Source organism: Streptomyces sp. NPDC045955, from assembly GCF_056430805.1.
Genome location: NZ_JBWKKY010000025.1, coordinates 85,041 through 106,344, shown reverse-complemented (window position 1 = coordinate 106,344; position 21,304 = coordinate 85,041). Strand labels below are relative to the sequence as shown.

The 21,304-nt window shown below is 70.7% G+C and carries 21 protein-coding genes and 1 pseudogene; 10 read left to right on the top strand and 12 right to left on the bottom strand.

Annotation, left to right across the window (positions count from 1 at the left end; translation table 11 throughout):
* The first annotated feature begins 128 nt into the window (after positions 1 to 128).
* A complete protein-coding gene (locus tag AC07F0_RS34930; RefSeq protein ID WP_478983943.1) occupies positions 129 to 1,745 on the top strand; it encodes an MDR family MFS transporter in 1,617 nt (538 codons plus the stop codon).
* Positions 1,746 to 1,800: 55 nt separating this feature from the next.
* Here the strand turns inward: AC07F0_RS34930 and AC07F0_RS34925 are convergent, their stop codons facing one another.
* The 3 genes and pseudogenes from AC07F0_RS34925 to AC07F0_RS34915 form a co-directional block, all read right to left on the bottom strand.
* Positions 1,801 to 2,490 carry a polysaccharide deacetylase family protein gene (locus tag AC07F0_RS34925; RefSeq protein WP_478983942.1) on the bottom strand — a complete coding sequence of 230 codons (690 nt, stop codon included), beginning with the start codon at positions 2,488 to 2,490 and terminating at the stop codon, positions 1,801 to 1,803.
* 27 nt (positions 2,491 to 2,517) lie between these two features.
* Positions 2,518 to 2,811, bottom strand: a complete 294-nt coding sequence (locus AC07F0_RS34920) for a WD40 repeat domain-containing protein (protein ID WP_478983945.1) — start codon at positions 2,809 to 2,811, stop codon at positions 2,518 to 2,520.
* A pseudogene (locus AC07F0_RS34915) lies at positions 2,790 to 3,326 on the bottom strand (helix-turn-helix domain-containing protein); the annotation flags it as partial. The gene AC07F0_RS34920 and the pseudogene AC07F0_RS34915, both read right to left, overlap by 22 nt.
* 176 nt (positions 3,327 to 3,502) lie before the next feature.
* Between AC07F0_RS34915 and AC07F0_RS34910 the strand changes: the two are divergent.
* The 8 genes from AC07F0_RS34910 to AC07F0_RS34875 all read left to right on the top strand — a co-directional run bounded on the left by AC07F0_RS34910 (position 3,503) and on the right by AC07F0_RS34875 (position 11,693).
* A complete protein-coding gene (locus tag AC07F0_RS34910; RefSeq protein WP_478983941.1) occupies positions 3,503 to 4,624 on the top strand; it encodes a PP2C family protein-serine/threonine phosphatase in 1,122 nt (373 codons plus the stop codon).
* A 138-nt stretch (positions 4,625 to 4,762) separates the two neighbouring features.
* Positions 4,763 to 5,680, top strand: coding sequence for an L-threonate dehydrogenase (ltnD, locus tag AC07F0_RS34905; RefSeq protein WP_478983940.1), 918 nt, complete (start codon positions 4,763 to 4,765; stop codon positions 5,678 to 5,680).
* Between the two features lies 1 nt (position 5,681).
* Entirely contained in the window at positions 5,682 to 6,962 is a 1,281-nt protein-coding gene (gene otnK / locus AC07F0_RS34900; protein WP_478983939.1) for a 3-oxo-tetronate kinase, read from the top strand.
* The gene (locus AC07F0_RS34895; protein WP_478983938.1) at positions 6,959 to 7,684 is read left to right on the top strand and encodes a class II aldolase/adducin family protein; all 726 of its coding nucleotides are present in this window, start codon (positions 6,959 to 6,961) and stop codon (positions 7,682 to 7,684) included. The genes otnK and AC07F0_RS34895 overlap by 4 nt, the downstream gene beginning before the upstream one ends.
* A gap of 51 nt (positions 7,685 to 7,735) precedes the next feature.
* The gene (locus tag AC07F0_RS34890; RefSeq protein WP_478983937.1) at positions 7,736 to 9,043 is read left to right on the top strand and encodes an MFS transporter; all 1,308 of its coding nucleotides are present in this window, start codon (positions 7,736 to 7,738) and stop codon (positions 9,041 to 9,043) included.
* 32 nt (positions 9,044 to 9,075) lie between these two features.
* Entirely contained in the window at positions 9,076 to 9,867 is a 792-nt protein-coding gene (gene otnI, locus AC07F0_RS34885; protein WP_478983936.1) for a 2-oxo-tetronate isomerase, read from the top strand.
* A gap of 22 nt (positions 9,868 to 9,889) precedes the next feature.
* Positions 9,890 to 10,936 (top strand): D-erythronate dehydrogenase, encoded by a 1,047-nt coding sequence (gene denD, locus AC07F0_RS34880; protein WP_478983935.1) that lies wholly within the window; start codon positions 9,890 to 9,892, stop codon positions 10,934 to 10,936.
* A 10-nt stretch (positions 10,937 to 10,946) separates the two neighbouring features.
* On the top strand, positions 10,947 to 11,693 hold the full coding sequence (locus tag AC07F0_RS34875; protein ID WP_478983934.1) for a FadR/GntR family transcriptional regulator: 747 nt from the start codon (positions 10,947 to 10,949) through the stop codon (positions 11,691 to 11,693).
* Positions 11,694 to 11,732: 39 nt separating this feature from the next.
* On the opposite strand, the gene AC07F0_RS34870 is transcribed toward AC07F0_RS34875, so the two are convergent.
* Positions 11,733 to 12,131: an acyl-CoA-like ligand-binding transcription factor gene (locus tag AC07F0_RS34870; RefSeq protein ID WP_478983933.1), complete on the bottom strand. Its 399-nt coding sequence runs from the start codon at positions 12,129 to 12,131 to the stop codon at positions 11,733 to 11,735.
* Between AC07F0_RS34870 and AC07F0_RS34865 the strand changes: the two genes are divergently transcribed.
* On the top strand, positions 12,070 to 12,390 hold the full coding sequence (locus tag AC07F0_RS34865; RefSeq protein WP_478983932.1) for an MmyB family transcriptional regulator: 321 nt from the start codon (positions 12,070 to 12,072) through the stop codon (positions 12,388 to 12,390). The two genes, AC07F0_RS34870 and AC07F0_RS34865, sit on opposite strands and share 62 nt — an antisense overlap.
* Positions 12,391 to 12,726: 336 nt before the next feature.
* On the opposite strand, the gene AC07F0_RS34860 is transcribed toward AC07F0_RS34865, so the two are convergent.
* The 8 genes from AC07F0_RS34860 to AC07F0_RS34825 form a co-directional block, all read right to left on the bottom strand.
* A complete protein-coding gene (locus AC07F0_RS34860; RefSeq protein ID WP_478983931.1) occupies positions 12,727 to 13,587 on the bottom strand; it encodes a GDSL-type esterase/lipase family protein in 861 nt (286 codons plus the stop codon).
* A 37-nt stretch (positions 13,588 to 13,624) separates the two neighbouring features.
* Positions 13,625 to 14,194, bottom strand: a complete 570-nt coding sequence (locus AC07F0_RS34855) for a GDSL-type esterase/lipase family protein (protein WP_478983930.1) — start codon at positions 14,192 to 14,194, stop codon at positions 13,625 to 13,627.
* Positions 14,145 to 14,702 carry a hypothetical protein gene (locus tag AC07F0_RS34850; protein WP_478983929.1) on the bottom strand — a complete coding sequence of 186 codons (558 nt, stop codon included), beginning with the start codon at positions 14,700 to 14,702 and terminating at the stop codon, positions 14,145 to 14,147. Before AC07F0_RS34850 ends, AC07F0_RS34855 begins: the two co-directional genes overlap by 50 nt.
* A gap of 55 nt (positions 14,703 to 14,757) precedes the next feature.
* Positions 14,758 to 15,813, bottom strand: a complete 1,056-nt coding sequence (locus AC07F0_RS34845) for a glycosyl hydrolase 53 family protein (RefSeq protein ID WP_478983928.1) — start codon at positions 15,811 to 15,813, stop codon at positions 14,758 to 14,760.
* A 104-nt stretch (positions 15,814 to 15,917) separates the two neighbouring features.
* Positions 15,918 to 17,822 (bottom strand): rhamnogalacturonan lyase, encoded by a 1,905-nt coding sequence (locus tag AC07F0_RS34840; RefSeq protein WP_478983927.1) that lies wholly within the window; start codon positions 17,820 to 17,822, stop codon positions 15,918 to 15,920.
* A 125-nt stretch (positions 17,823 to 17,947) separates the two neighbouring features.
* Entirely contained in the window at positions 17,948 to 18,829 is an 882-nt protein-coding gene (locus AC07F0_RS34835; protein WP_478983926.1) for an alpha/beta hydrolase family protein, read from the bottom strand.
* Between the two features lie 197 nt (positions 18,830 to 19,026).
* Entirely contained in the window at positions 19,027 to 19,992 is a 966-nt protein-coding gene (locus AC07F0_RS34830; protein WP_478983925.1) for a PaaX family transcriptional regulator, read from the bottom strand.
* 124 nt (positions 19,993 to 20,116) lie between these two features.
* Positions 20,117 to 21,259 (bottom strand): aromatic ring-hydroxylating oxygenase subunit alpha, encoded by a 1,143-nt coding sequence (locus AC07F0_RS34825; protein ID WP_478983924.1) that lies wholly within the window; start codon positions 21,257 to 21,259, stop codon positions 20,117 to 20,119.
* Positions 21,260 to 21,304 lie beyond the last annotated feature (45 nt).

Genomic DNA, 21,304 nt, shown 5'->3' with positions numbered 1-21,304 from the left:
CCCCCCCCCCCCCCCCCCCCCCCCCCCCCCCCCCCCCCCCCCCCCCCCCCCCCCCCCCCCCCCCCCCCCCCCCCCCCCCCCCCCCCCCCCCCCGCCCGCCGTACCCGCCCCCACCCCGAGGACGACACGTGACCTTCTCCGACACCCAAGAACAGGGCGCGGCCGGGGACATGCCCCCGCGGCTCAGTCACCGGCAGATCACCACCGTCATGTCCGGGCTGGTGCTCGGCATGTTCCTGGGGGCGCTGGACCAGACGGTGGTCTCGTCCGCACTGCGGACCATCGCCGACGACCTGCACGGGCTGACCGCCCAGGCATGGGTGACCACGGCGTATCTCATCACCGCGACCATCGCGACGCCGCTCTACGGCAAGCTCTCCGACATCCACGGCCGCAGGCCCGTCTACCTCGCCGCGATCGCCTTGTTCACCGTCGGCTCGCTGCTGTGCGGATGTGCCACGTCGATCCACGAACTCGCGGCGTTCCGCGCCGTGCAGGGTCTCGGCGGCGGCGGGCTGATGTCGCTGGCGATGACGATCGTCGCCGACATCACCACCCCGCGTGAAAGGGGCCGCTACCAGGGCTACTTCATGGCCGTGTTCGGCGGCGCGAGTATCGTCGGGCCTCTCGTGGGCGGCGCGTTCGCGGACCGGGCCGACCTGCTGGGGACAGCGGGCTGGCGGTGGATCTTCCTGATCAACGTGCCGCTCGCCGCCGCGGCCGCGGTGGCGATCATGCGCGTGCTGCGCTTCCCGCACCGGCGGGCGCGGCACCGGCTCGACTACGCCGGGGCGCTCGCCCTGGCCGTGGGCCTTGTGCCGCTGCTGACGGTCGCCGAGCAGGGCCGCACCTGGGGGTGGGACTCGCCCCGGGCCCTGCTGATGTACGCGATCGGGGTGGCGGGGCTCGCGGTGTTCGTCGGGGTGGAGCGGCGGTCGGGCGACGCCGCCCTGCTTCCGCCGCGCCTGTTCCGCATCCGGACCTTCCGGCTGGGCGTCGGGCTGCACTTCGTCGTCGGCATCGGCATGTTCGGCGCGATGACGACGCTGCCGCTCTATCTCCAGCTCGTGCGCGGTATGAGCCCCATCGAGGCGGGCCTGGCCACCCTGCCCACGGTCGCCGCGAACCTCGCGGTGACGCTGCTGACGGGCCGGATGATCGCCCGGACCGGCCGGTTCAAGGTTCATCTCGTCGCCGGTGTCGGCTCGTTCACCGCCGCGATGCTCGTGTTCGCCACGCTGCGCGTGGACAGCCCGCTGTGGCACCCGGCGCTCGGCATGGCCCTGATGGGCGCGGGACTCGGTGCGTCGATGCAGACGCTCACCACGCTGGCGCAGAGCGAGGTGCCCCGTACGGACATGGGTGCGGCGACGGCATCCGTCAACTTCTTCCGCTCCAACGGCGGCACGGTCGGCACCGCGGCGTTCCTGTCGATCCTGTTCACCACGGCGGCCGGCAGCATCGCCGAGCGACTGGCCGAGGCGCGCCGCGACCCGGCCTACCGCCACCTGCTGGCCCAGCCCGACACCGCGCACGCCCTGACGGGTGTCCTCCGACCGGGCGGCGGCGTCAACCTGGAAGACTCCGCCTTCCTGCGCACCCTCGACCCGAGCGCGGCACTGCCGTTCCTGGAGGGCTATGTCACCTCGATGCGCCTGGTCTTCCTCACCGGCGCCGCGGTGTCCCTGGCCGCCTTCGCGCTGGCGGCCTGGCGGGTCCCGAACATCACGCTCTCCGACGAGTAGCGTCCACCGGAGATTTCAGTCTCCGCCGCCTGGATGACCCGCAAAGCGAGCACCGTCAGAGAGTGGCGCGCAGGTGGCTGACGGTGACGAAGTGGTAGCCGCGGGCGGTCAGGGTGCGCAGGATCCGGGGGACCGCTGCGACCGAGGTGGGGTGGATGTCGTGCATCAGGACGACGTCGTTGCGCCGCACCTTGGCGATGACGGTCCCGCGCGACCTTGTCGGCGTCGCGGTACTTCCAGTCCTCGGTGTCCACGCCCCACAGCACCGGGAAAAGGTGAGTGGCGGTCCGGACCCGGCGGTCGGCGGCACCGTAGGGCGGGCGGAAGAGGGTGGGGCCCGGCCGGTGGCGGCCTCGATGGCGGCGCTCGTGCGGTTGAGCTGGGAGACGACCTGCCCGCGGGCGAGCTTGGTGAGGTCGGGGTGGTCCCAGGAGTGGTTGCCGATCTCGTTCCCGGCGCGGGCGGCGGCGCGGACCAGACCGGGGTGGGCGGCGACGTTCTGGCCGACGGCGAAGGTGGCACGCGCCTTGTACCGCGCCAGGTACGTCAGCAGGGTCGCGGTCTCCGGCGCTGCCGGTCCGTCGTCGAAGGTCAGCGCCACGCACCGGACCTTCTTGCAGGCGGTGTCGTCGTCGCCGGAAGCGGTGTGGGTGGGGACGGCCTGCGTGGGGAGGTGCGTCGCGCCCAGATCGAGCAGGTCAGAGGCGTTTTTCAGCGACCCGGACGGGCCTGTGAAAAAAATCAATCCCCGCAGACGGCCTCGTACGGCGCGTCAAGGACGCAGGTGCGCCACTGCGCCTCGGTCAGTCCGCCACCGGTACGGGCGCAGATGGCCCGGACGGGCCTGGTCCGGGGCGACGGGGAAACGCTGGAGTGGCACGTACGGGCCGCTGGCGTACACCGTGCCGCCGTCCTCGGCGAAGGCGAGGGACCGGATCTCGTCGCCGGGCGTGGGCAGGTCCGACCCGAGGAGCTGCTGCCCCTCGGTGTCCCACAGGCGCAGGGTCCCGTTCGCGCCGCCCACGGCCAGCGTGCCGCCGTCGGACGAGAAGGCGAGCGCCTCCACGGTGTGAGCACCCGGATCACCGCCGGCCGCTCCGCCCCCGCCGCCTGACGCAACCGCGGAATCAGCCCCGCCCGCAGCAACGACGACTTGCCGCTGCCGGACGCCCCGAACACCGCCGCGAACCGGTGCTCGCGCACCAGCTCCCTCAGGTCGGTGACGAGCCCCTCCCGGCCGAAGAACAGATCGCTGTCGTCCGGCTCGAAGCGGGCCAGCCCCCGGTACGGCGGCCGCTCGTCCGGCGCGGGCGCACGGACCTCGGCGTCCGTCTCCCGCCAGCGCCGTTCGCACTCGTCCAGGTCGCCGTCCAGCGCCTCGGCGTAGGCCCGCACCACCGCGAGGGACGGCAACTGCTCACCGGCCGCCGCCTGGGACACCGCGGTGATCGAGTAGCCGGCCCGCTGGGCGATCTGCCGGTACGGGGGCTTCCCGGCCTTCTCCCGCAGCACACGCAGATCATGTGCAAGCCGCTGTACGGGACCGGCGTCGGGGTCGACCGGCTTCTCGCGTCGCCCCACCGGGACACCTCTCCAACACGCAGCTCGACGAACAGGCGTTCAAGCTATGTTTTCGCCCCACCTCCCGCAATCTCCGCGTGAGCGCAAGGGCGGACAAGGGGCGGCGGGGCACCTGCCCACGAACGGCCGGGCCTGCATACCGTACGGGAGAGGTCACGAGCTGCCCAGGAGTTCCCATGATCGACACCCGCAGGAGAAGGCCGTCGGACGCCCTCGAGGCGATCGAGCCTCCGGGCAACGTCGAGCTGGCCGTGGGCGTGATCTCGGTGACGGCCCTGGTGGAGATCCTGGGCGCTCTGTCCGGGTCCGCGGTATGGCTCCTCGGTCTCCTGGTCTTCCTCCCGGGTACGGCATCGGCGCTGTGCACCGCTGCGCAGACGAGGTTCGTCGCCGCTTGGACCACGGTGATCGTCACCCTCACCGTGTTGCTGCGCGGCAGTGACGTGGGCCGGCAGCTCGACCGTGCCCTGCTGGTCCTGCTCACCCTCGCCCTGGGAGTGACCTCCGTCTACGCCTGTCAGCGCCGCATCAGGCGCGAGCACGAGATGCTCCGCCTGCGCTCCACCGCCGCCGCCATGCAGCGGCACATCCTGCACCCGCTGCCCCTGGTCACCGACGACGTCCTGGTCAACGGCGTCTACGAACCCGTCCAGGAGGACCGGCTGGTCGGCGGTGACATCTACGAGGTCGTCGCCTCGCCCTTCGGGACACGGGTGCTGATCGGTGACGTGCAGGGCAAGGGGCTGGCCGCCGTGGGGGCCGCATTCGCCGTGATCGGCGCCTTCCGTGAGGCGGCCCACCGGGAACCCACTCTCACCGCGCTCGTCGACATCCTCGACGCCGCGGTGGTCCGGCACAACTCCTACGCCGAACAGCACGGCGACGACGAGCGGTTCGTCACCGCGCTCGTCATCTCCGTCGACGCCCATACCGAGGCGCAGATCGTCAACTGCGGGCACATTCCGCCCCGCTTGATGCACGACGGCGTCGTCGTCGCGCCGCCGCTGGAGTCCGGTGTGCCGCTCGGCCTCGCCGAGCTGACCTCCGAACCGACGACGGTGGGCTGGTTCGACTTCCCGGCCGGTTCCACGCTGCTGCTGACGACCGACGGCCTCACCGAGACCCGGGCCACGGACGGCACGTTCTACCCGGTCGACGAACGGCTGATGGAACACCTCGCCCTCTCCCCCACCGAACTTCCCCGTGCCCTGTACGAGGACGCCCGCGCCTTCGCCGGCGACGTCAACCAGCACGACGACGTGGCCGTCCTGACCGTCCGCCGCTCTCCGTACCGCTGACCGGCGCCCCGGCAAGCCCCCTACCCGTGTGAGCGACATCACAGCAAGCAAATCGTCGTCCTCAGGTCATCATATGACCTGATCTCCTCCGGGAGTCAGGCCGACCCTTCTGGACGACACGGCAGGACGAGGATGGGTATGGACGACGAGAACAAGTCCGCACGAACGCGTGTGGGCGTGGTGGGACTGGGAGCCATGGGCTTCGGAATGGCCCGCAGTCTGCGGAACGCCGGCTACGACGTGGGGGTCCACGACCTGCGGCCGGAGGTGTCCGCGGCCTTCGCCCGCGACGGCGGCACGGCGTTCGGCTCCTGCGGCGAGCTGGCGGCCGCGGTCGACGTCCTGGTCGGCGTGGTGGTCAACGCGGAGCAGGTCGAGTCAGTGCTCTTCGGTGCCGACGGGGCGGCCGGCCGGCTCCGCCCGGGCTCCGTCTTCGTCATGTGCTCCACGGTCGACCCGGGGTGGTCCGCGAGGCTCGAAGGCCGCCTGGCGGAGTCGGGTGTGCTCTACCTGGACGCTCCGGTCTCCGGTGGCGCCGCGCGTGCGGCGGCCGGCGAACTCACCATGATGACGTCGGGCTCCGCCGCGGCGTACGCCCTCGCCGACCCGGTGCTGGAGGCCATGAGCAGCACGGTCTACCGCCTGGGCGACCGCGCCGGACTCGGCTCGAAGGTCAAGATCGTGAACCAGCTCCTCGCGGGCGTGCACATCGCCGCCGCGGCCGAGGCGATGGCCCTCGGCATCAGGTCCGGCGTTCCCGCCGAGGCGCTGTACGAGGTCGTCACGCACAGCGCCGGCAACTCCTGGATGTTCGAGAACCGCATGGCCCATGTGCTCGCCGGGGATTACACGCCCCTGTCCGCCGTCGACATCTTCGTCAAGGACCTGGGGCTCGTACTGGACGCCGCCCGTCCGGAGCGGTTCCCGCTCCCCCTGGCCGCCACCGCCCACCAGATGTTCCTCCAGGCATCGGCGTCCGGGCTGGGGGCCGAGGACGACAGCGCGGTGATCAAGGTCTTCCCGGGGATCGACCTGCCCGAGCCGGCGGAGGCGTGACATGGGAATCCGCCTCGGGTGCATCGCCGACGACTTCACCGGCGCCACCGACCTGGCCAACAACCTGGTGCGGGCGGGCATGCGCGTCGTCCAGCTGATCGACGTTCCGCCGGCCGGCGCCGGACAGGCGGTGGACGCCGACGCCGTGGTCATCGCCCTGAAGTCGCGTACCGTTCCGGCCGCGGACGCCGTCGAGGCCTCGCTCCGGGCACTCGCCTGGTTGCGGTCCGCCGGTGCCGAGCAGGTGTACTTCAAGTACTGCTCCACCTTCGACTCGACACCGGCCGGCAACATCGGCCCGGTCACCGAGGCGCTGATGGACGCGCTGGGCACCGACTTCACGGTCGCGACGCCCGCGTTCCCCGACAACGGGCGCACGGTCTTCAAGGGCCATCTCTTCGTCGGTGACGTGCTGCTCGGCGACAGCGGCATGCGCCACCATCCGCTCACCCCGATGACCGACTCCAACCTGGTCTCCGTCCTCGGCGCGCAGACCACGCGGGCGGTCGGCCTCATCGACCACGCGGTCGTCGCCGGCGGCGCCGAGGCGATCCGGGCCCGCATCGACGCCCTGCGCGAGGACGGCATCGGGATCGCAGTCGCCGACGCCGTCTCCAACGACGACCTCCTGCGCCTGGGTGCGGCGGTCCGGGGGCTTCCCCTGGTGACCGCCGGTTCGGGTCTGGCGATCGGGCTGCCCGCGAACTGGGGGTTCGAGCCGTCCCGCGCCGCCGCTCAGCTGCCGCCCTCCGGCGGCCACCGGGCCATCGTCTCGGGGTCGGTCTCCGCCGCCACCAACGGCCAGGTCCTCCAGCACCTGCGCGGCGGCCGGCCCGCGTTCAGCGTGGATCCGCTGCGCGTGGCGGCCGGTGAGGACGTGGTCGGGCAGGCCCTGGCCTTCGCCGAGTCCCATCTGGACGACGGGCCGGTTCTGGTCTACTCCACCGAGCCGGCCGACGCGGTCCGCTCCGTCCAGGGCCGGCTCGGTGCCGCCGAGGCCGGTGAGCTCGTGGAGCGGACGCTGGCCCGCGTCGCACAGGGGCTGGTGGAACGGGGCGTCCGCCGGCTCGTCGTCGCGGGCGGTGAGACCTCGGGAGCGGTCGTCCGGGCGCTCGGTGTCACCGGGCTCAGGATCGGACCGCAGATCGACCCCGGTGTCCCGTGGTGCGCGGCCACCCTGCCCGACGGGGACACGCTCCACATCACGCTCAAGTCCGGCAACTTCGGCGGCCCCGACTTCTTCACCTCCGCCTTCGCCCTGCTGGACGAGGAGGCGGCATGACCCAGCAGCCGGGCACCACCGCCGCCGGGACAGGCCCCCACGAGGCCATCGACGAGGCCGTGGGCAGGGCCGTCGACGAGGCACGCGACGAGATCGTCCGCGTGGGCACCAGCCTGTTCGCCCGGGGCTACGTCCACGCCAGCGCAGGCAATATCAGCGCCAAGGCCGGCGACCACCACCTGATCACCCCCACCGACGCCGCCCTGGGGTTCCTCGAACCCGGCCGCCTCGCGCTGGTCGACGCCCGTGGTGAGCAGATCGCGGGCGACCGCGCCAGCAAGACCCTGACCCTGCACCGGCGCATCTGCTCCGCCGACGCCACGGCCCGGTTCGTCATCCACACCCACTCCACGCACCTGGTCGCGCTCACCCTGGCCGGCGTGTGGAGCGACGACGACGTGCTCCCGCCCCTCACGCCGTACTACGTGATGAAGGTCGGGCACGTCCCGCTCATCCCCTACCACCGGCCCGGCGACCCGCGCGTGGCCGACCTGGTGACCGCCCGCATCGCCGCACACGCGACCAGCCGTACGCCCCTGCGGGCCGTGCTGCTCGACAGGCTGGGCCCCGTCGTCTGGGGACCCGACGCGGCCACCGCCCTCGCCGTCCTCGAAGAACTCGAGGAGACGGCACGTCTCTGGCTCCTGACCGACCGTCGCCCGGAGCCGCTCTCGTCCCACGCGATCGACGAACTGAGGTCCGCGTTCGACGCCGCGTGGTGACCCGCTCCCCACCCGTCAGAGAATTCCCCTGAGCCGCACGAGGGATCATCCATGTCCATGCCCATAACCGCGTCGGCATCCGCCGACGTCGCCCGTGAGAACGCCGTCTTCCGCAAGGTCGTGCGGCGTATCGTCCCCTTCCTCGTCCTGTGCTACATCGTCTCCTACCTGGACCGGGTCAACGTCGGCTTCGCCAAGCTCCAGATGGCCGGCGACCTCGGCTTCAGCGAGGCGGCGTACGGCCTCGGTGCCGGACTGTTCTTCATCGGCTACTTCCTCTTCGAGGTGCCGTCGAACCTGATGCTCCAGCGCGTCGGCGCCCGCACCTGGATCGCCCGGATCATGATCAGCTGGGGTCTGGTCTCGGGGGCGTTCATGTTCGTCCACAACGAGGCGATGTTCTACGTCCTGAGGTTCCTCCTCGGAGCCGCGGAGGCGGGGTTCTATCCGGGAGTGATCCTGTACTGCACCTACTGGTTCCCCTCCCACCGCCGGGCCCGGGTGATCGCGCTCTTCATGTCCGCCATCCCGGTGGCCGGCATCTTCGGCAACCCGCTCTCCGGCTGGATCATGGACCGGTTCCAGGGCGTGAACGGCTGGCAGGGCTGGCAGTGGATGTTCCTGCTGGAGGCGATCCCCGCCCTCCTCATCGGGGTGGCCACGCTGTTCTACCTCGACAACAGCGTGCGCGCCGCGAAGTGGCTCACCGACGAGGAGAAGGCCGTCGTCGAGCGGGCGATCGCCGAGGACGCCGCGCACCAGACCGTGCACGGCCGGGTCTGGGACGCCTTCCGCGAGCCCAAGGTGTGGCTGATGTGCCTCATCTACTTCTGCTTCGTGATGGGCCAGTACGCGCTGACCTTCTGGATGCCCACGTTCATCGAGACCACCGGTATCGAGGGCAACCTCGCGATCGGCCTGCTCAGCGCGGTGCCGTTCCTGGCCGCGCTCGTCACGATGAACCTGCTCGGGCGTTCGGCGGACAAGCGCCGTGAGCGCCGCTGGCATCTGGTGGTGCCCAGTCTCATGGGCGCGGTCGGCTTCTCGCTGGCGGCGGGCTGGGCCGGGTCGACCGCGCTGTCCCTGGTCGCGCTGTCCATCGCCGCGGCGGGCGTGCTGACCTGTGCGCCGCTGTTCTGGTCCCTGCCCACCGCGTTCCTCGGCGGCACCGCCGCCGCGGTCGGCCTCGCCGCGATCAACTCGGTCGGCAACCTCGCCGGCTTCGTCAGTCCCTACATGATCGGCGCGCTGAAGGACGCCACCGGCTCGACGTCGGTTCCGATGTACGTCCTGGCGCTCGGCCTCGTCGTCGGCGCCGCCGCGGTGCTCACCACCGACAAGCACGTCGTCAACCGCTGACCGGGCCTCCCGGTCCCCACACAGGAGCCAGCATGCCGAGGTTCGCAGCGAACCTGTCCCTGATGTACACCGAGCACGATTTCCCCGACCGCTTCGCCGCGGCCTCGGCGGACGGCTTCACCGCCGTCGAATACCTCTTCCCCTACGCCTACGACGCCACGCAGCTGCGCCACCGGCTCGACGACCACGGCCTGAGGCAGGTGCTGTTCAACGCGCCCCCCGGAGCGTGGGAGTCCGGAGAACGCGGGATCGCGGCGCTGCCCGGCCGCGAGGCGGAGCTCCGCTCCGGGATCGCCCAGGCTCTGGAGTACGCCGCCGCACTGGACTGCCCGCGGCTGCACGTGATGGCCGGGCTCGTACCGCCCGACGCCACGCCGGAGGAACGGGCCGGGCACCGCGCCACCTACCTGGACAACCTCGCGTGGGCCGCCGAGCGAGCCGCCCCCCAGGGCGTCGACATCCTGATCGAGCCGATCAACGGCCGCGACATGCCGGGCTACTTCCTGTCCCGGCAGGCGGAGGCGCACGCGGTCGTGCGGGAGGTGGGTGCCCCGAACCTCAAGGTGCAACTCGACCTCTACCACTGCCAGATCGTCGAAGGCGACCTCACCACCACCCTGCGCCGCGACCTGCCTACCGGCCGGGTCGGTCATCTGCAGATCGCGGGCGTGCCCGACCGCCACGAGCCCGACCGGGGCGAACTCGATGTGAGCCACCTGTTCCGCGTCGTCGACGACCTGGGGTTCGACGGGTGGATCGGCTGCGAATACGTCCCCCTCGCCGGCACGAGCGAAGGCCTCGGCTGGCTGAGCGACTACCGTTGAACGACTACCGAGGAGACACCGCATGAGGATCGTCATCACGGGCGGCTTCGGCTTCCTTGGACGACAGGTCACCGGCACCCTGCTCAGGACGCGGACCTTCCGCGGTGCGCCGATCGACCGGCTGGTGCTCGCGGACCGGATCGTGCCGCCCGGTGCTCCGGAGACGGCCGACCCGCTCGTGGAGACGGTGCGGGGTGACCTGGCCGAGTGCCTCGACGAGGTGTTCGCGGAGCCGGTGGACGTCCTGATCCACCTCGCCGCCGCCGTCTCCGCCGCATGCGAGGCCGACTTCGACCTGGGCATGAGCGCCAACCTGGACACCACCCGCGCGCTCCTCGAAGCCGCCCGGGCGCAGTCGGCCGCCGGCGGTCCCGTACCGCTCCTGGTGTTCGCCAGCAGTGTGGCGGTCTACGGCTCCGACCCGGCGCTGCCGCTCCCGCCGGTGGTCAGCGAGTCGACGCTGCCCACGCCCCGGTCGAGCTACGGCATCCAGAAACTCGTGTGCGAGCAGCTCGTCGCGGACTACACCCGCCGGGGCTTCCTCGACGGGCGCGTGGCCCGCCTGATGACCGTGTCGGTGCGGCCCGGCAAGCCGAACGCGGCCGCCTCGGGCTTCCTGTCCGGCATCATCCGGGAGCCGCTCGCGGGCCTGCCCGCGGTCTGCCCCGTGCGTCCCGATCTGCGGGTGGCCCTGGCGTCGCCCCGGCGCACGGTCGAGGGGATCCTCCGCATCGCGGAGGCCGAGCGCGGTACCGGAAGGGGCCGGTTCGAGGGCGGGCTGCCGGTCAACCTTCCGGGGCTCACGGTCTCGGTCGCCGAGATGCTGGCCACGCTGCGGCAGCTGGCCGGCGACGCCGTCGCCGATCTCGTGACGATCGCGCCCGACCCCGGTGTCGAGGCCATCGTGGGTTCGTGGCCTTCCGTCTTCGACATCACGCGGGCCGCGGCACTCGGGCTCCGGCCCGATCCGGACTTCGCGGCGGTGGTGCGGGACTACGTCGCCGGCCACCGTGACGCGGTCCTGGTCGAGGGGCCGCTCACGGCGGGGCAGCCGAGCGGGGGTCTATAGACTGAAAACCATGTTTTCCAAGGTGCCCGGTCCCGTCCGGCTCGCCGACCAGGTCGCCGCGACGCTCTCCGAGGAGATCGAGTCGGGGCGGCTCGCCGAGGGCGACCGGCTGCCGACAGAGGTGGAGCTGGTCAAGCAGCTGGGCGTCAGCCGCACGGTGGTGCGCGAGGCCCTGTCGAGGCTCCGCAACGCGGGCCTGATCGAACCGCGGCAGGGCATCGGTGTGTTCGTCCTGCCGCGGCGCACCCGCCCGCTCGACCTGGACGCGGCCGACACCAAGGCGAAGGTGCTGCAGATCGTGGAGGTACGCCGGGCCATGGAGGGCGAGGCAGCCAGCCTCGCCGCCACCCGGGCCACACCGCAGGACCTCGCGCGGATGCGCCAGGCACTGGACACGATCGACTCGGCGGTCGCGGCCGGCGGCGACGGCGTGGACGAGGACCTCGCCTTCCACCGGTCCATCGCCGAGTCGACCGGAAACGCCGTGATGGTCTCGACGGTGCGGTACCTGGGCGACGTGTCGCGCAGCGGCATCCGCGTCACGCGCGCGAACGAGGCACGCCGGAACGACTTCATCGAAGCGGTCCGGGACGAGCACCACGCCATCCTCGCCGCCATCGAGGCAGGCGACCCCGAAGCGGCACGCGCCGCCGCACGCCGCCACATGAAACACGCCGCCGGCCGGCTCCAGGACGCCGACGACAGCTTCTGGACGGAGACGCAGGAACTGGCCGTGGATCTCGGCACCGCTCCCTGACAGCGAGCGGACCGGTGTCACCAGTTGCGCCAGGCCGGGCTACTCCGACAGTGCGCCCATCGCCCGGTCGAGCAGCACGGCCGGCGGAACCGTGCCCTCGCAAGCCACCCACCCCGTCGAGGCCACGTCCAGGCAGGCGAGCGCGGCGGCGGCCAGTGCGCTCGGCCTGGTGTCCTCCGGCCGGTCGGGGCCGGCCCCCAGTCGCCGGGCGATCTCCGGCACCGGCAGTCCCTGCCAGATCAGTTGCTTCTCATGGTGGCCCGCGCGCAGCGCCGGGGTCTCCTGGAGCATGCGCAGATAGGTGAGGGCCTGCTCGTTCCTCCGCGTCAGGACGTCGAAGGACCGGCGCAGCGCCTCCCCGGCGAGTTTCGCAGCCGTGCTGGCCGGGTCGGCGAACCGGTCGCGCGCCTCGGGCGAGAGGAAGATCAGCCGGGCCACGTTGCGCTCGACGGGCGGCAGCCCGTCCCAGTCACCGATCCGGCGGTTGTGGGCTCGGCACGAGGTGAGTTGCGGGACCGTAGGCGAGTCCGTACGGATGCGGCATCCGCTCGTCGGAGAGTTCGACCTCGTCCATGAACCCATGGCGCTGCCCGGGGGCGCCCCCATGCGGCTGGTCACCTACCACGCCGAACCGGGCTCGCGGTCGGAGGAAGCCCTGCGGATGCCGGCCAGTTGGGAGATGGAGCCGCAGGGCTGAGCACGGCGTACGCGGTCATGCGGCAAGGAGTGCGGCTGGTGACGACATCCGGGCCACCGGGACGGAACCGTGGAAACAGGTGACTCGGGGGATTCGATGGACGTGCCCACTCTCTTGGTCGGCGGAAGACCGAGCCGGGCCCTCGGCCCGGGAGGAGTGCGGCGGCCGGAGGCTCAACGCGTCCGGCAGCCGCCTCACCAGGCCCTCGGTGTGGCATGTCATCCACTGTGGTGCACGCGGCACGATCCAACGAGTGAGCAGTTTTGGGACAACTCCGGTAGCTACCACTGCCGTTGGTACGTCTTGCAGTAGCAGGCAAACCGGCCGCCCCGGGCACTACCTGAGATACGCGGCGAGCGGGAGGTTCTGTCGGCGCACGTCACCGGCCACGAGTGTGGCGATCTGCTGCGCGCCGTAGGTTTCGAAGTGGGTGTGGTCGTTGCAGAAGAAGGCGCCCACGGGGCCCGATCCGTAGTCGCCGTTGTTCGGGCAGAAGCGAAGGCTGTTGTAGCGCGAGACGCTGAGCGTCTGCAGGTCGACGACCGGCGCCCCGGTTGCGGATCCGGCGGCGAAGGTCTGGGAGACGAAGCCGCGGTTCTTGGTCGCCGTGCTGCCGGAGCAGGTGATGGCGGCCACCGGGGTGAGCAGCACCGGGTGCGCGCCCCGGGCCAGGGCGGCCTGCGCCATCATGGTCATCAGCTGCTGGTACCGGGCCGGGCCGACGTGCCGGGGGCAGGTCGAGGAGGAGTCGTTGATGCCGAACTGGATGAAGAGATAGTCGCCGGCCTTCATCCCTGTGCTCGCGTTCAGCATCGCCTGCCAGCGTGACGAGTACGTGCTGGAGGTGAGGCGGCACTCGCCGTCGGAGCCCTTGGTGCTGCTCACGTTCCCCTCGTACAGCCAGGTCTGGATGCTGCGGCCTCCCACTGCTTGGTTTCTGACCGTCACGTCGCTGTTGAACAGGGCGTCGAACTGGCTGCCCCAGCCGACCGGGCAACGGGCCGCGCCCGGGTTGGCCATGGTGGAGTCACCGGCCAGCCACACGGTGACCGGCGCTGCCGCCGCCCGTACCGCCGGGGCGTGGGAGGCGTTGGTGCAGTTCGCCGCGACGGTGACGGCCGCGGACGCGGTACGAACGCCTAGGCTGGACAAGGCGATCAACAGTGCGGTCGTGACGAGTATCCGAAGGTTCTTCATCGGGTCCTTCCCGGGGACGGGCGCCGCCGCGCCTCGGTCAGCGCAGGTACGCGGCCAGGGGCAGGCGCTGCTCCCGGATGCTCTGGAGCACCAGCCCGCCGATCCGGGTCGCGCCGTACTGCGAGAAGTGGGTGTTGTCCGTGACGCCGTCGACGGAGGAGCGCAGGAAGAGCTGTGCGGAGGCGGACGGGCCGAGGGACTCCACCAGCGTCCTGCTCTTGGCGGTCAGATCGATCACCGGCACCTTCTGTGCCGTGCCGACCGAGCGCATCTGGGCGGGCAGGTCGACTCCGACGCCGTTGACGTGCAGCGCCGTTGCCGTGAGCCGGTTGCCGTCGAACTGCCGGCGGACCGGCGGGGTCACCAGGACCGGGACGCCGCCCTTCGCGCGGACCTGCGTGATCATGGAGGTGAGGTTGTTCCGGAAGGCGGACGCGCTGGTCTGCTTGTCGTTGTGGCCGAACTGGATGAACACCGCGTCGTTCGCCTTGACCTTCGGCAGCAGCGCCCGGAAGAGCGCCGAGTTCGACAGGAAGCTGCCCGAACTTTCCCCCGAGTCAGCGTAGTTGGCGACGGCCGCGCCGGGACCCACCGCCGGCGTGATCATCTGGCCCCCAGCCGGTGTAGGGGGCGGCCGGCTGGTCGCACACGGTCGAGTCACCGGCCAGGTAGGCGACCATCGGCTGGGTCGCCGGTTTCACGGAGACGGCCGACACCTGCGGGTTGGTCCCCGCGAACCGGATGTCCAGACCGGGGTTTCCGGTGCCGCCCTGGCCGGTCGGCTGCCCCTCCGGCTGCCGCACGTTGACCGTGAACGAGTACGTGGCGACGGCACCGGCCGTTGTCTTCGTCGCCGGGAGCATCAGGCGCCGGGCCTCCACCCACATCTCGGTCTGCCCGGCGGAAGCGGCGCCGCCGATGGAGACCGTCACGTCGTAGTTGCCGGGTGAGACCGCGTAGTGACACTTGATCGGCGACGCGCCGGAACAACCGGCCGGCAGAGCCCGCGTGGCGGCGTCGGCATCCGCCGCACCGGCGCCGACCAGCGCCGCAAGAGTCAGGAGACCCGCTGCCCCCAGCCTGGCCCCGCACCCACGGCCTAATGTCATGCTCATTTCAACCACCATCCTTGACCGGGGACATCCCCGGGTTGAGGTCCACGGCCGTCGCTCAGGCCTGGGTGAAGCCGTTCATGATGACGGTGGGGCGCTGCGTGGCGGAGTCCCAGGCACCCATGTTGTAGCCGGTGAACGGGGACATGCACGCCGGCTCCCAGTAGAAGATGCCCTGTCCCCCGTTGGCCTTCAGCGCCTTGATGTAGGCGACCAGCGAGGCTTGGGTCGAGGAAGCCCGGTCCACCCGGCCGCCGAACTCGCTCTGGAGGAACGGCTTGCCGTAGGCGTCGGAGATCTTCTTCATGTTCGCCACGATGCCGGGGGCGAGGTTGGCGCTGCCGTAGGACGAGAACACCGACATGTCCCACTTGCCGCCGTTCGCGGCGTAGCGGCTGAAGAACGTCGTCATCACGTCGTACTTCTGCGGCTGGGCCAGGTGGATGCACACGATCGAGTTCGGTGACACGGCCTTGACCTGGGCGTGCGCGGCGTTGAGCAGGCCGGTCAGCTGCGCCGGGTTGGAGACGCTGCCGACAGGGCGGCAGATCCCGCTGTTGATCTCGTTGCCGATCTGGACCCAGGTGGGGAGCACGTCGTTGTTCTTCATGACCGTCATGGTCTGGTTCACGTACGTGCTCATCGCGGTGCGCATCTGGCTGTAGTTCATGTTCCGCCAGGCGGCGGGCGGGTTCTGCACGCCGACGGAGTTCCAGGTGTCGCCGAACATGTAGTCGAGCATGATCGACATTCCGGCGGCCTTGACCCGCTTGGCGAACGCGGCGACCTCGTTGATGCCGCAGTGCCCGTCGGTGGGACTGCTGGAGGGGTTGACGAACGTGCGCAACCGCACCGCGCTGATGCCGTACCCCTTGAGGATGGTCAGCAGGTCCTGCTTCTGACCACTCGCGTTCTTCCAGGAGAAGCCGCGCGCCTCCATCTGCGGCACCCAGCTGATGTCGACGCCCTTGACGAAACCCGCGGCGGCGTTGGCCGGCGTCTCCAGCTCGGCGAGCGCGGCGGCGGTGGCGAGCGCCCCGGCGGTGGCGGTGGTGGCCTTGAGCAGGGTCCTTCGGCTGATCCGCCCTGAACCTCTTGCGTCCGTGGGGTGCATGGTCGCTCCTTCCTGCGTGCCGGCCGCGCGTGAGTCGGGCAGTCGGCGGGCGGTTGGTCGTGGGCCGCCCATGCGGTGGGGCATGGGCGGCCATGCGGCGGGGTTCAGGGCGTGTGGACGGTGGGCCGTGGAGCCGTCGGCATCCCGTTGCCGATGAAGAAGCTCGGGTGCGGGGGCTGGTTGTAGGCCGTGTTCTGCCAGGCCAGCGCCGTCCGGTACTGCGTGTCGTGCAGCAGGGTCGTGATCCGGGTGTTCGTCTGGTGCGGAGTCGAGTAGATCCGCAGGGCCCTGTTGTTCGACGTCGGCCAGACGACCTCTTCACGCCAGTCGCCGAGGATGTCCCCCGAGAGTGACGGGGTGGCCTTGGTCCCGTTGTTGGAGTGGACCCCGGATCCGGTCAGCAGGCGGGTGTCGCCCGAGGTGCCGTACTTGTCGATGCGGGTTCCGTCGAGGAGTTCGCGCACGGGGTCGCCGTCCCACCAGGACAGGAAGTTCATGCTGGACGGCTCCCGGCCGAGCGAGGCGCCGGTGGCCGAGCGCAGGGTGGTGTCGGTGGCGGACCAGGCCTCGGCACCCGGGCTGCCGGCGTAGATGTCGGCGGCGACGCCGCGGCCGTTGTCGGAGCCCGACGCCGTACGCCAGAGGATCTGGCCGGTGCGGGCGTCGGCCATCCAGGAGCCGGGTGAGCTGGAGTTCTCGGAGACCTTGAAGTACTCCAGGCCGGCGCGGGAGGGGTTGAGGTCGCCGACGTGGCCGGCGTCGCCGTGGCCCAGCCTCGTCGTCCAGAGTCCGTTGCCGTTGTCGTCGACGGTCATCGCGCCGTAGACGATCTCGTCCTTGCCGTCGGCGTCGACGTCCGCGACGGAGAGGCTGTGGTTGCCCTGACCGTCGTAGCCCTTGCCGCTGTTGGCGGAGGAGGTGGTGTCGAAGGTCCAGCGGCGGGTGAAGGAGCCGTTCCGCCAGTCCCAGGCCGCTATCACCGTACGGGTGTAGTAGCCGCGCGCCATGATCAGTGACGGTCGGGCGCCGTCCAGGTAGGCGGTTCCGGCCAGGAAGCGGTCGACACGGTTGCCGTAGTTGTCGCCCCAGGAGGAGACGTTGCCGCGGCCCGGGACGTAGTCGACGCTCTGCATCGCCTTGCCGGCCTGGCCGTTGAACATCGTCAGGTACTCGGGGCCGGACAGCACGTAGCCGCTGGAGTTGCGGTGGTCGGCCGACGAGTTGCCGATGACCGCGCCGGTGCCGTCCTTGGTGCCGTCGGCGGTCTTCATGGCGACCTCGGCCTTGCCGTCGCCGTCGTAGTCGTACACCTGGAACTGCGTGTAGTGCGCCCCGGAGCGGATGTTGCGTCCCAGGTCGATGCGCCACAGCCGGGTGCCGTCGAGCTTGATGCCGTCGACGATGGTGTTGCCGGTGTAGCCGGACTGGGCGTTGTCCTTGGCGTTGGTGGGATACCACTTCAGGACCAGGTCGAGCCTGCCGTCGCCGTCGAGGTCTCCGAGACTGGCGTCGTTGGCCTCGTAGGTGTACGCCGAGTTGCCCGGGGCGGTGCCGCCTGGGGGCGGGGTGATGGGGACGTCCAGGTATCCCGACCGGAACTGCAAGGCGCGCTCGGAGGGGGCCTGTTCGGTTCCGTTCACCACCGGGCGCACCGTGTAGTCGGCGGAGTCCTGGGCGCCGGAGTCGAAGTAGTTCGTGGAGCCGGTGATCGGCGAGGAGTTGAGCTTGGTGGCGCCGCGGTAGACGTTGAACGCCACGTCGTTCGGGTCGGTGGCCAGCCAGCGCCACGACACCAGGTTCCCGCTGCTGGTGTGGACGCTGACCAGACCTCGGTCGAGGCGCTCCACCTGTCGCGCGGTCGCGGCCTGCGCGGTCTGGGGCAGCACGGTGAGCGCGGACGCGGCCAGCGCGAAGGCGGCGGCGAGGACGCCTGCCACGCGGCGGCCCGAGGCCCGGCGGATTCTTCGTGGACGCGGCGCCGTGCGGGGCCGCGGGTGAGAGTCGGTCACAGTGACCTCCGGTGTGGGGGGGGGAAGAAGAGGGCCGCCGCGCACGCCGACGAGTGACGCGATCATGACAATCTTGTCTGACGCGCCTCACGTGCGGGAACGTCACGCCGGGCGTGGGCTGCTTCTCAGCGCAGGACGGATTCCCACCTGGTGTTGGGCCCGGCCGCGTCGGCAGGGAGGCGGTCCCGTGCGGCGGTGTCGCCGTACATGCTCCAGCGGGCCCAGTCGACGACGGTGTTCGGGAAGCGCTTGTCGCTCCAGAAGCTGGTGTGGCTGCCGCCGACGAAGGTGAGGAACGCCTTGGGCCAGGCCATCTCCTTGTACGCCTGCCGGGCCGAGTTGTACCCCGTGGTCGAGTCCCGGTCACCGTGGACGAACAGGACCTTGGCGGAGACCGAACTGGACGGGTTGCCCATGTCGGTGCAGGACTGCGGGTTGGCGGAGATGATCCGGCGGTCGGGCCAGGAGGTCAGCAGGCCATGGGTGATCATGCCCCCCAGGGAGTGGCCCGAGACGCCGACGCCGATCCCGGTGTTGATGTGCCCGGCCAACGGACCGCTCGCGTTGAGCGCGAGGGTGTTGGTGAGGATCTGCGAGACGTCCTTGGAGGAGTTGCCGTTGTTGACGTCGTTGAAGTTGTGGTTGAAGTGCGGGGCGGGGACGACGAATCCCGCCGAGGCCAGGGCCCGGATGATGAACAGGGAGTTCTGCGGACTGCTTCCGTAGCCGTGGGTGAAGTTGTAGACGGGGAAGACACCGCCTGCGACCGGGGCGTTCGTCACCGGGTTGCCGCCGGGGGTGCCGGTGGCGGGGTAGTAGACGTAGGTGGTGCACCGGCGGCTGCCGCGGGTCCAGTCATACCGGCGCACGCCGACCGCGAACGGCGTGGTCGGTGCGCCCTGCGGCCTGACGATGGCGCCTGCCTGCCCGGTGCCGAGCAGGGACGCTCCCACGCCCGCTGCTCCGGCCGCGCTCAACGCCAGGAAAGTACGCCGTTGCATGCTCATGGATGACTCCTGTGTGAGTGGGGGTTGCACGTGTGGAGCCCGAGGCGGCGAGGAGCGACGTATGCGTCTGCTCTCTGAGTCACATGACTGGGAACGCTCCCACACCAGATCGAATAACAGAAAGAGTCACCATCGGGCTCTCATCTGTCAATCGCTGCGACTCAATCCGTCCGAACTCAGAGACAGACGAACGGTGTTCAGCCGTGGCTGTGACCGATTCCAGCGCTCATGCCGGCGATCGTGTGGGCACTGATGTCGAGGCGCGGACCGTCCCCGGACCGGGCCGCCACCGAACGGACGTGTTCCTGGGCGGGGTGGGCCAGACCGTCGTACACCGCGACGCACACGTCCCGCGCCCGGGACCGGGGCCAGTCGGCCGGCAGCAGATCGATGGGCAGCAGAGGGTCCAGCACCGGGAAGTGGCGGTAGGTGTTCATCACCTCGGTGCGGGCGCGCACCGCCGCGGCGCCGGTGACGTCACCGGCGCTGATGTGAGGCCGCAGACCGCTCCACCGCCGGATGAAGATCTCGTACTGCTCGGCGATGCCGGGCAGGTCCCATGCCTCGATCGGGTTGCGGTTGGCCTCCGTCTCGAGATCCACCTGTCGCGCGCGGAACACGCTCACCGCCCCCAGCGCCAAGTCGGCCAGTTCGGCACGCCCCTTGGGGGTGAGCGGGTGCGGCGACGCCCAGACCGCGTCGTACAGCGGCGCGAACCCCCGCCACCGCAGCGCGGTGCGCAGCGCGCGCCGACGGGTGCTCTCCTGTTCCGGGACGGAGAAGGCGACCAGCGTCCACCATCCGTCCCATGAGTCGGGCTGCGTGGTGAACGTGGCGATCGAGGCACCGCCGCTCCACAGATCGACAGCGGCCTGACGCGTCAGCCGGTACGAGCTGTACCGCCCCTGCCGGCTGCCCTCCAGCACGCCTCGACGCGCCAGCCTGCTGATCGTCGTACGGGCGGCTCCGGCGGCCACGTCGAACTCCCCCAGCAACGCGACGACGGCCGCCGCCGGCAGCCAGGCCCGGGCCGGAAACGTGTAGTCGGCGATCAAGGTGACCGCCAAGCTCGCCGGTGAACCGCCCGCCTGCCAGCGCGGCAATCGCATCGGCCTGGTGCCGTCGCCGGAGAAGATCTCCTCGAGGTGGGACAGGTTCGCCAAGGTCCGCTCCGACGCGTCGAGTAGGGCGTCCCACTCTAACGACCGGGCCGGCCTGAGGTGCGTCACTCAGTCGCCGGCCGGGCGCCGAACTGTCACATCGGATTGGGGCGGACGAAGGCCGCTGTCAGCCGGTCGCGAGGTTCGCGCGGGTCCCGAGGCGGTCCTGGACCCAGTCGTGGAACTCGCCGATGTGGTGCTCGCTGGGCACCAGGACGCCGCCCTTGGCGTACAGCCGCGAGCTCATCGCGGGCTGGCAGCGCTCACAGGCGTCGAAGTCCTGCCGGTTGACGCGGTCGAACAGCTCGACCGACCGGCTGACGTCCCGGCCGCTGTCCACCACGCCCTTCAGGTACAGCCAGTCGCACTCCACGATCGTGCGGTCGACCGACACCGGGAACATCCGGTGGAAGATCACGTGGTCGGGGACCAGGTTGATGAACACCTGCGGGCGCACCGTGATCGCGTAGTACCGGCGGTCCTGTTCCTCGGAGACCGTGGGGATGCGGTCCAGACCCTGCGAGCCGTCCACGGTGAAGCCCTGGACGTCCGCTCCGAACTCGGCGCCGTGCCCCACGTAGAACTGCGCCGCGTAGCCGTCGGCGAACTCCGGGAGGACCTCCGTCAGTTCGGGGTGGATCGTCGCGCAGTGGTAGCACTCCATGAAGTTCTCGATGATGAGCTTCCAGTTGGCCTTGACGTCGTAGACGATCCGCCGGCCGACCTCCAGGCTCTCGACGCCGTACCGCTCGATGGACTCCAGGTCGCCCAGGCGGGCGACCACGTCCGCGATCACCGACTGCTCGAACGAGGGCGGGTTCTCGGCCAGGCACACCCACACGTAGCCGAGCCACTCGCGTACCGCCACGCTCGCCAGGCCGTACTCCGTGCGGCCGACGTCCGGCATCTTCGTCAGGTTCGGTGCCGCGACCAGCTTGCCGTTGAGGTCGTACGTCCAGGCGTGGTACGGGCACTGGAAGGCCCGCTTCACTTCGCCGGACTCCTGCGTACACAGCTTCGCGCCCCGGTGCCGGCACACGTTGAAGAAGGCCCGGACGGAGCCGTCCCGCGACCGGGTCAGCAGGATGCTCTCGCGCCCGACGTCCACGGTCCGGAAGGCGCCCGGCTTCGCCAGCTCCGACGCGCGTGCCGCGCAGAACCACATGGATTCAAAGATGTGTTCCTGCTCCAGGCGGAAGATCTCCGGGTCCGTGTAGTGGTCACCGGGGAGGGTCGCGATCAGGCTCTCCGGCAGGCCGGTCGTCGTCATGGTTCACCTCGGAGTGAAGCGCCTCGGGGCGGGCGAGTGGTTGCC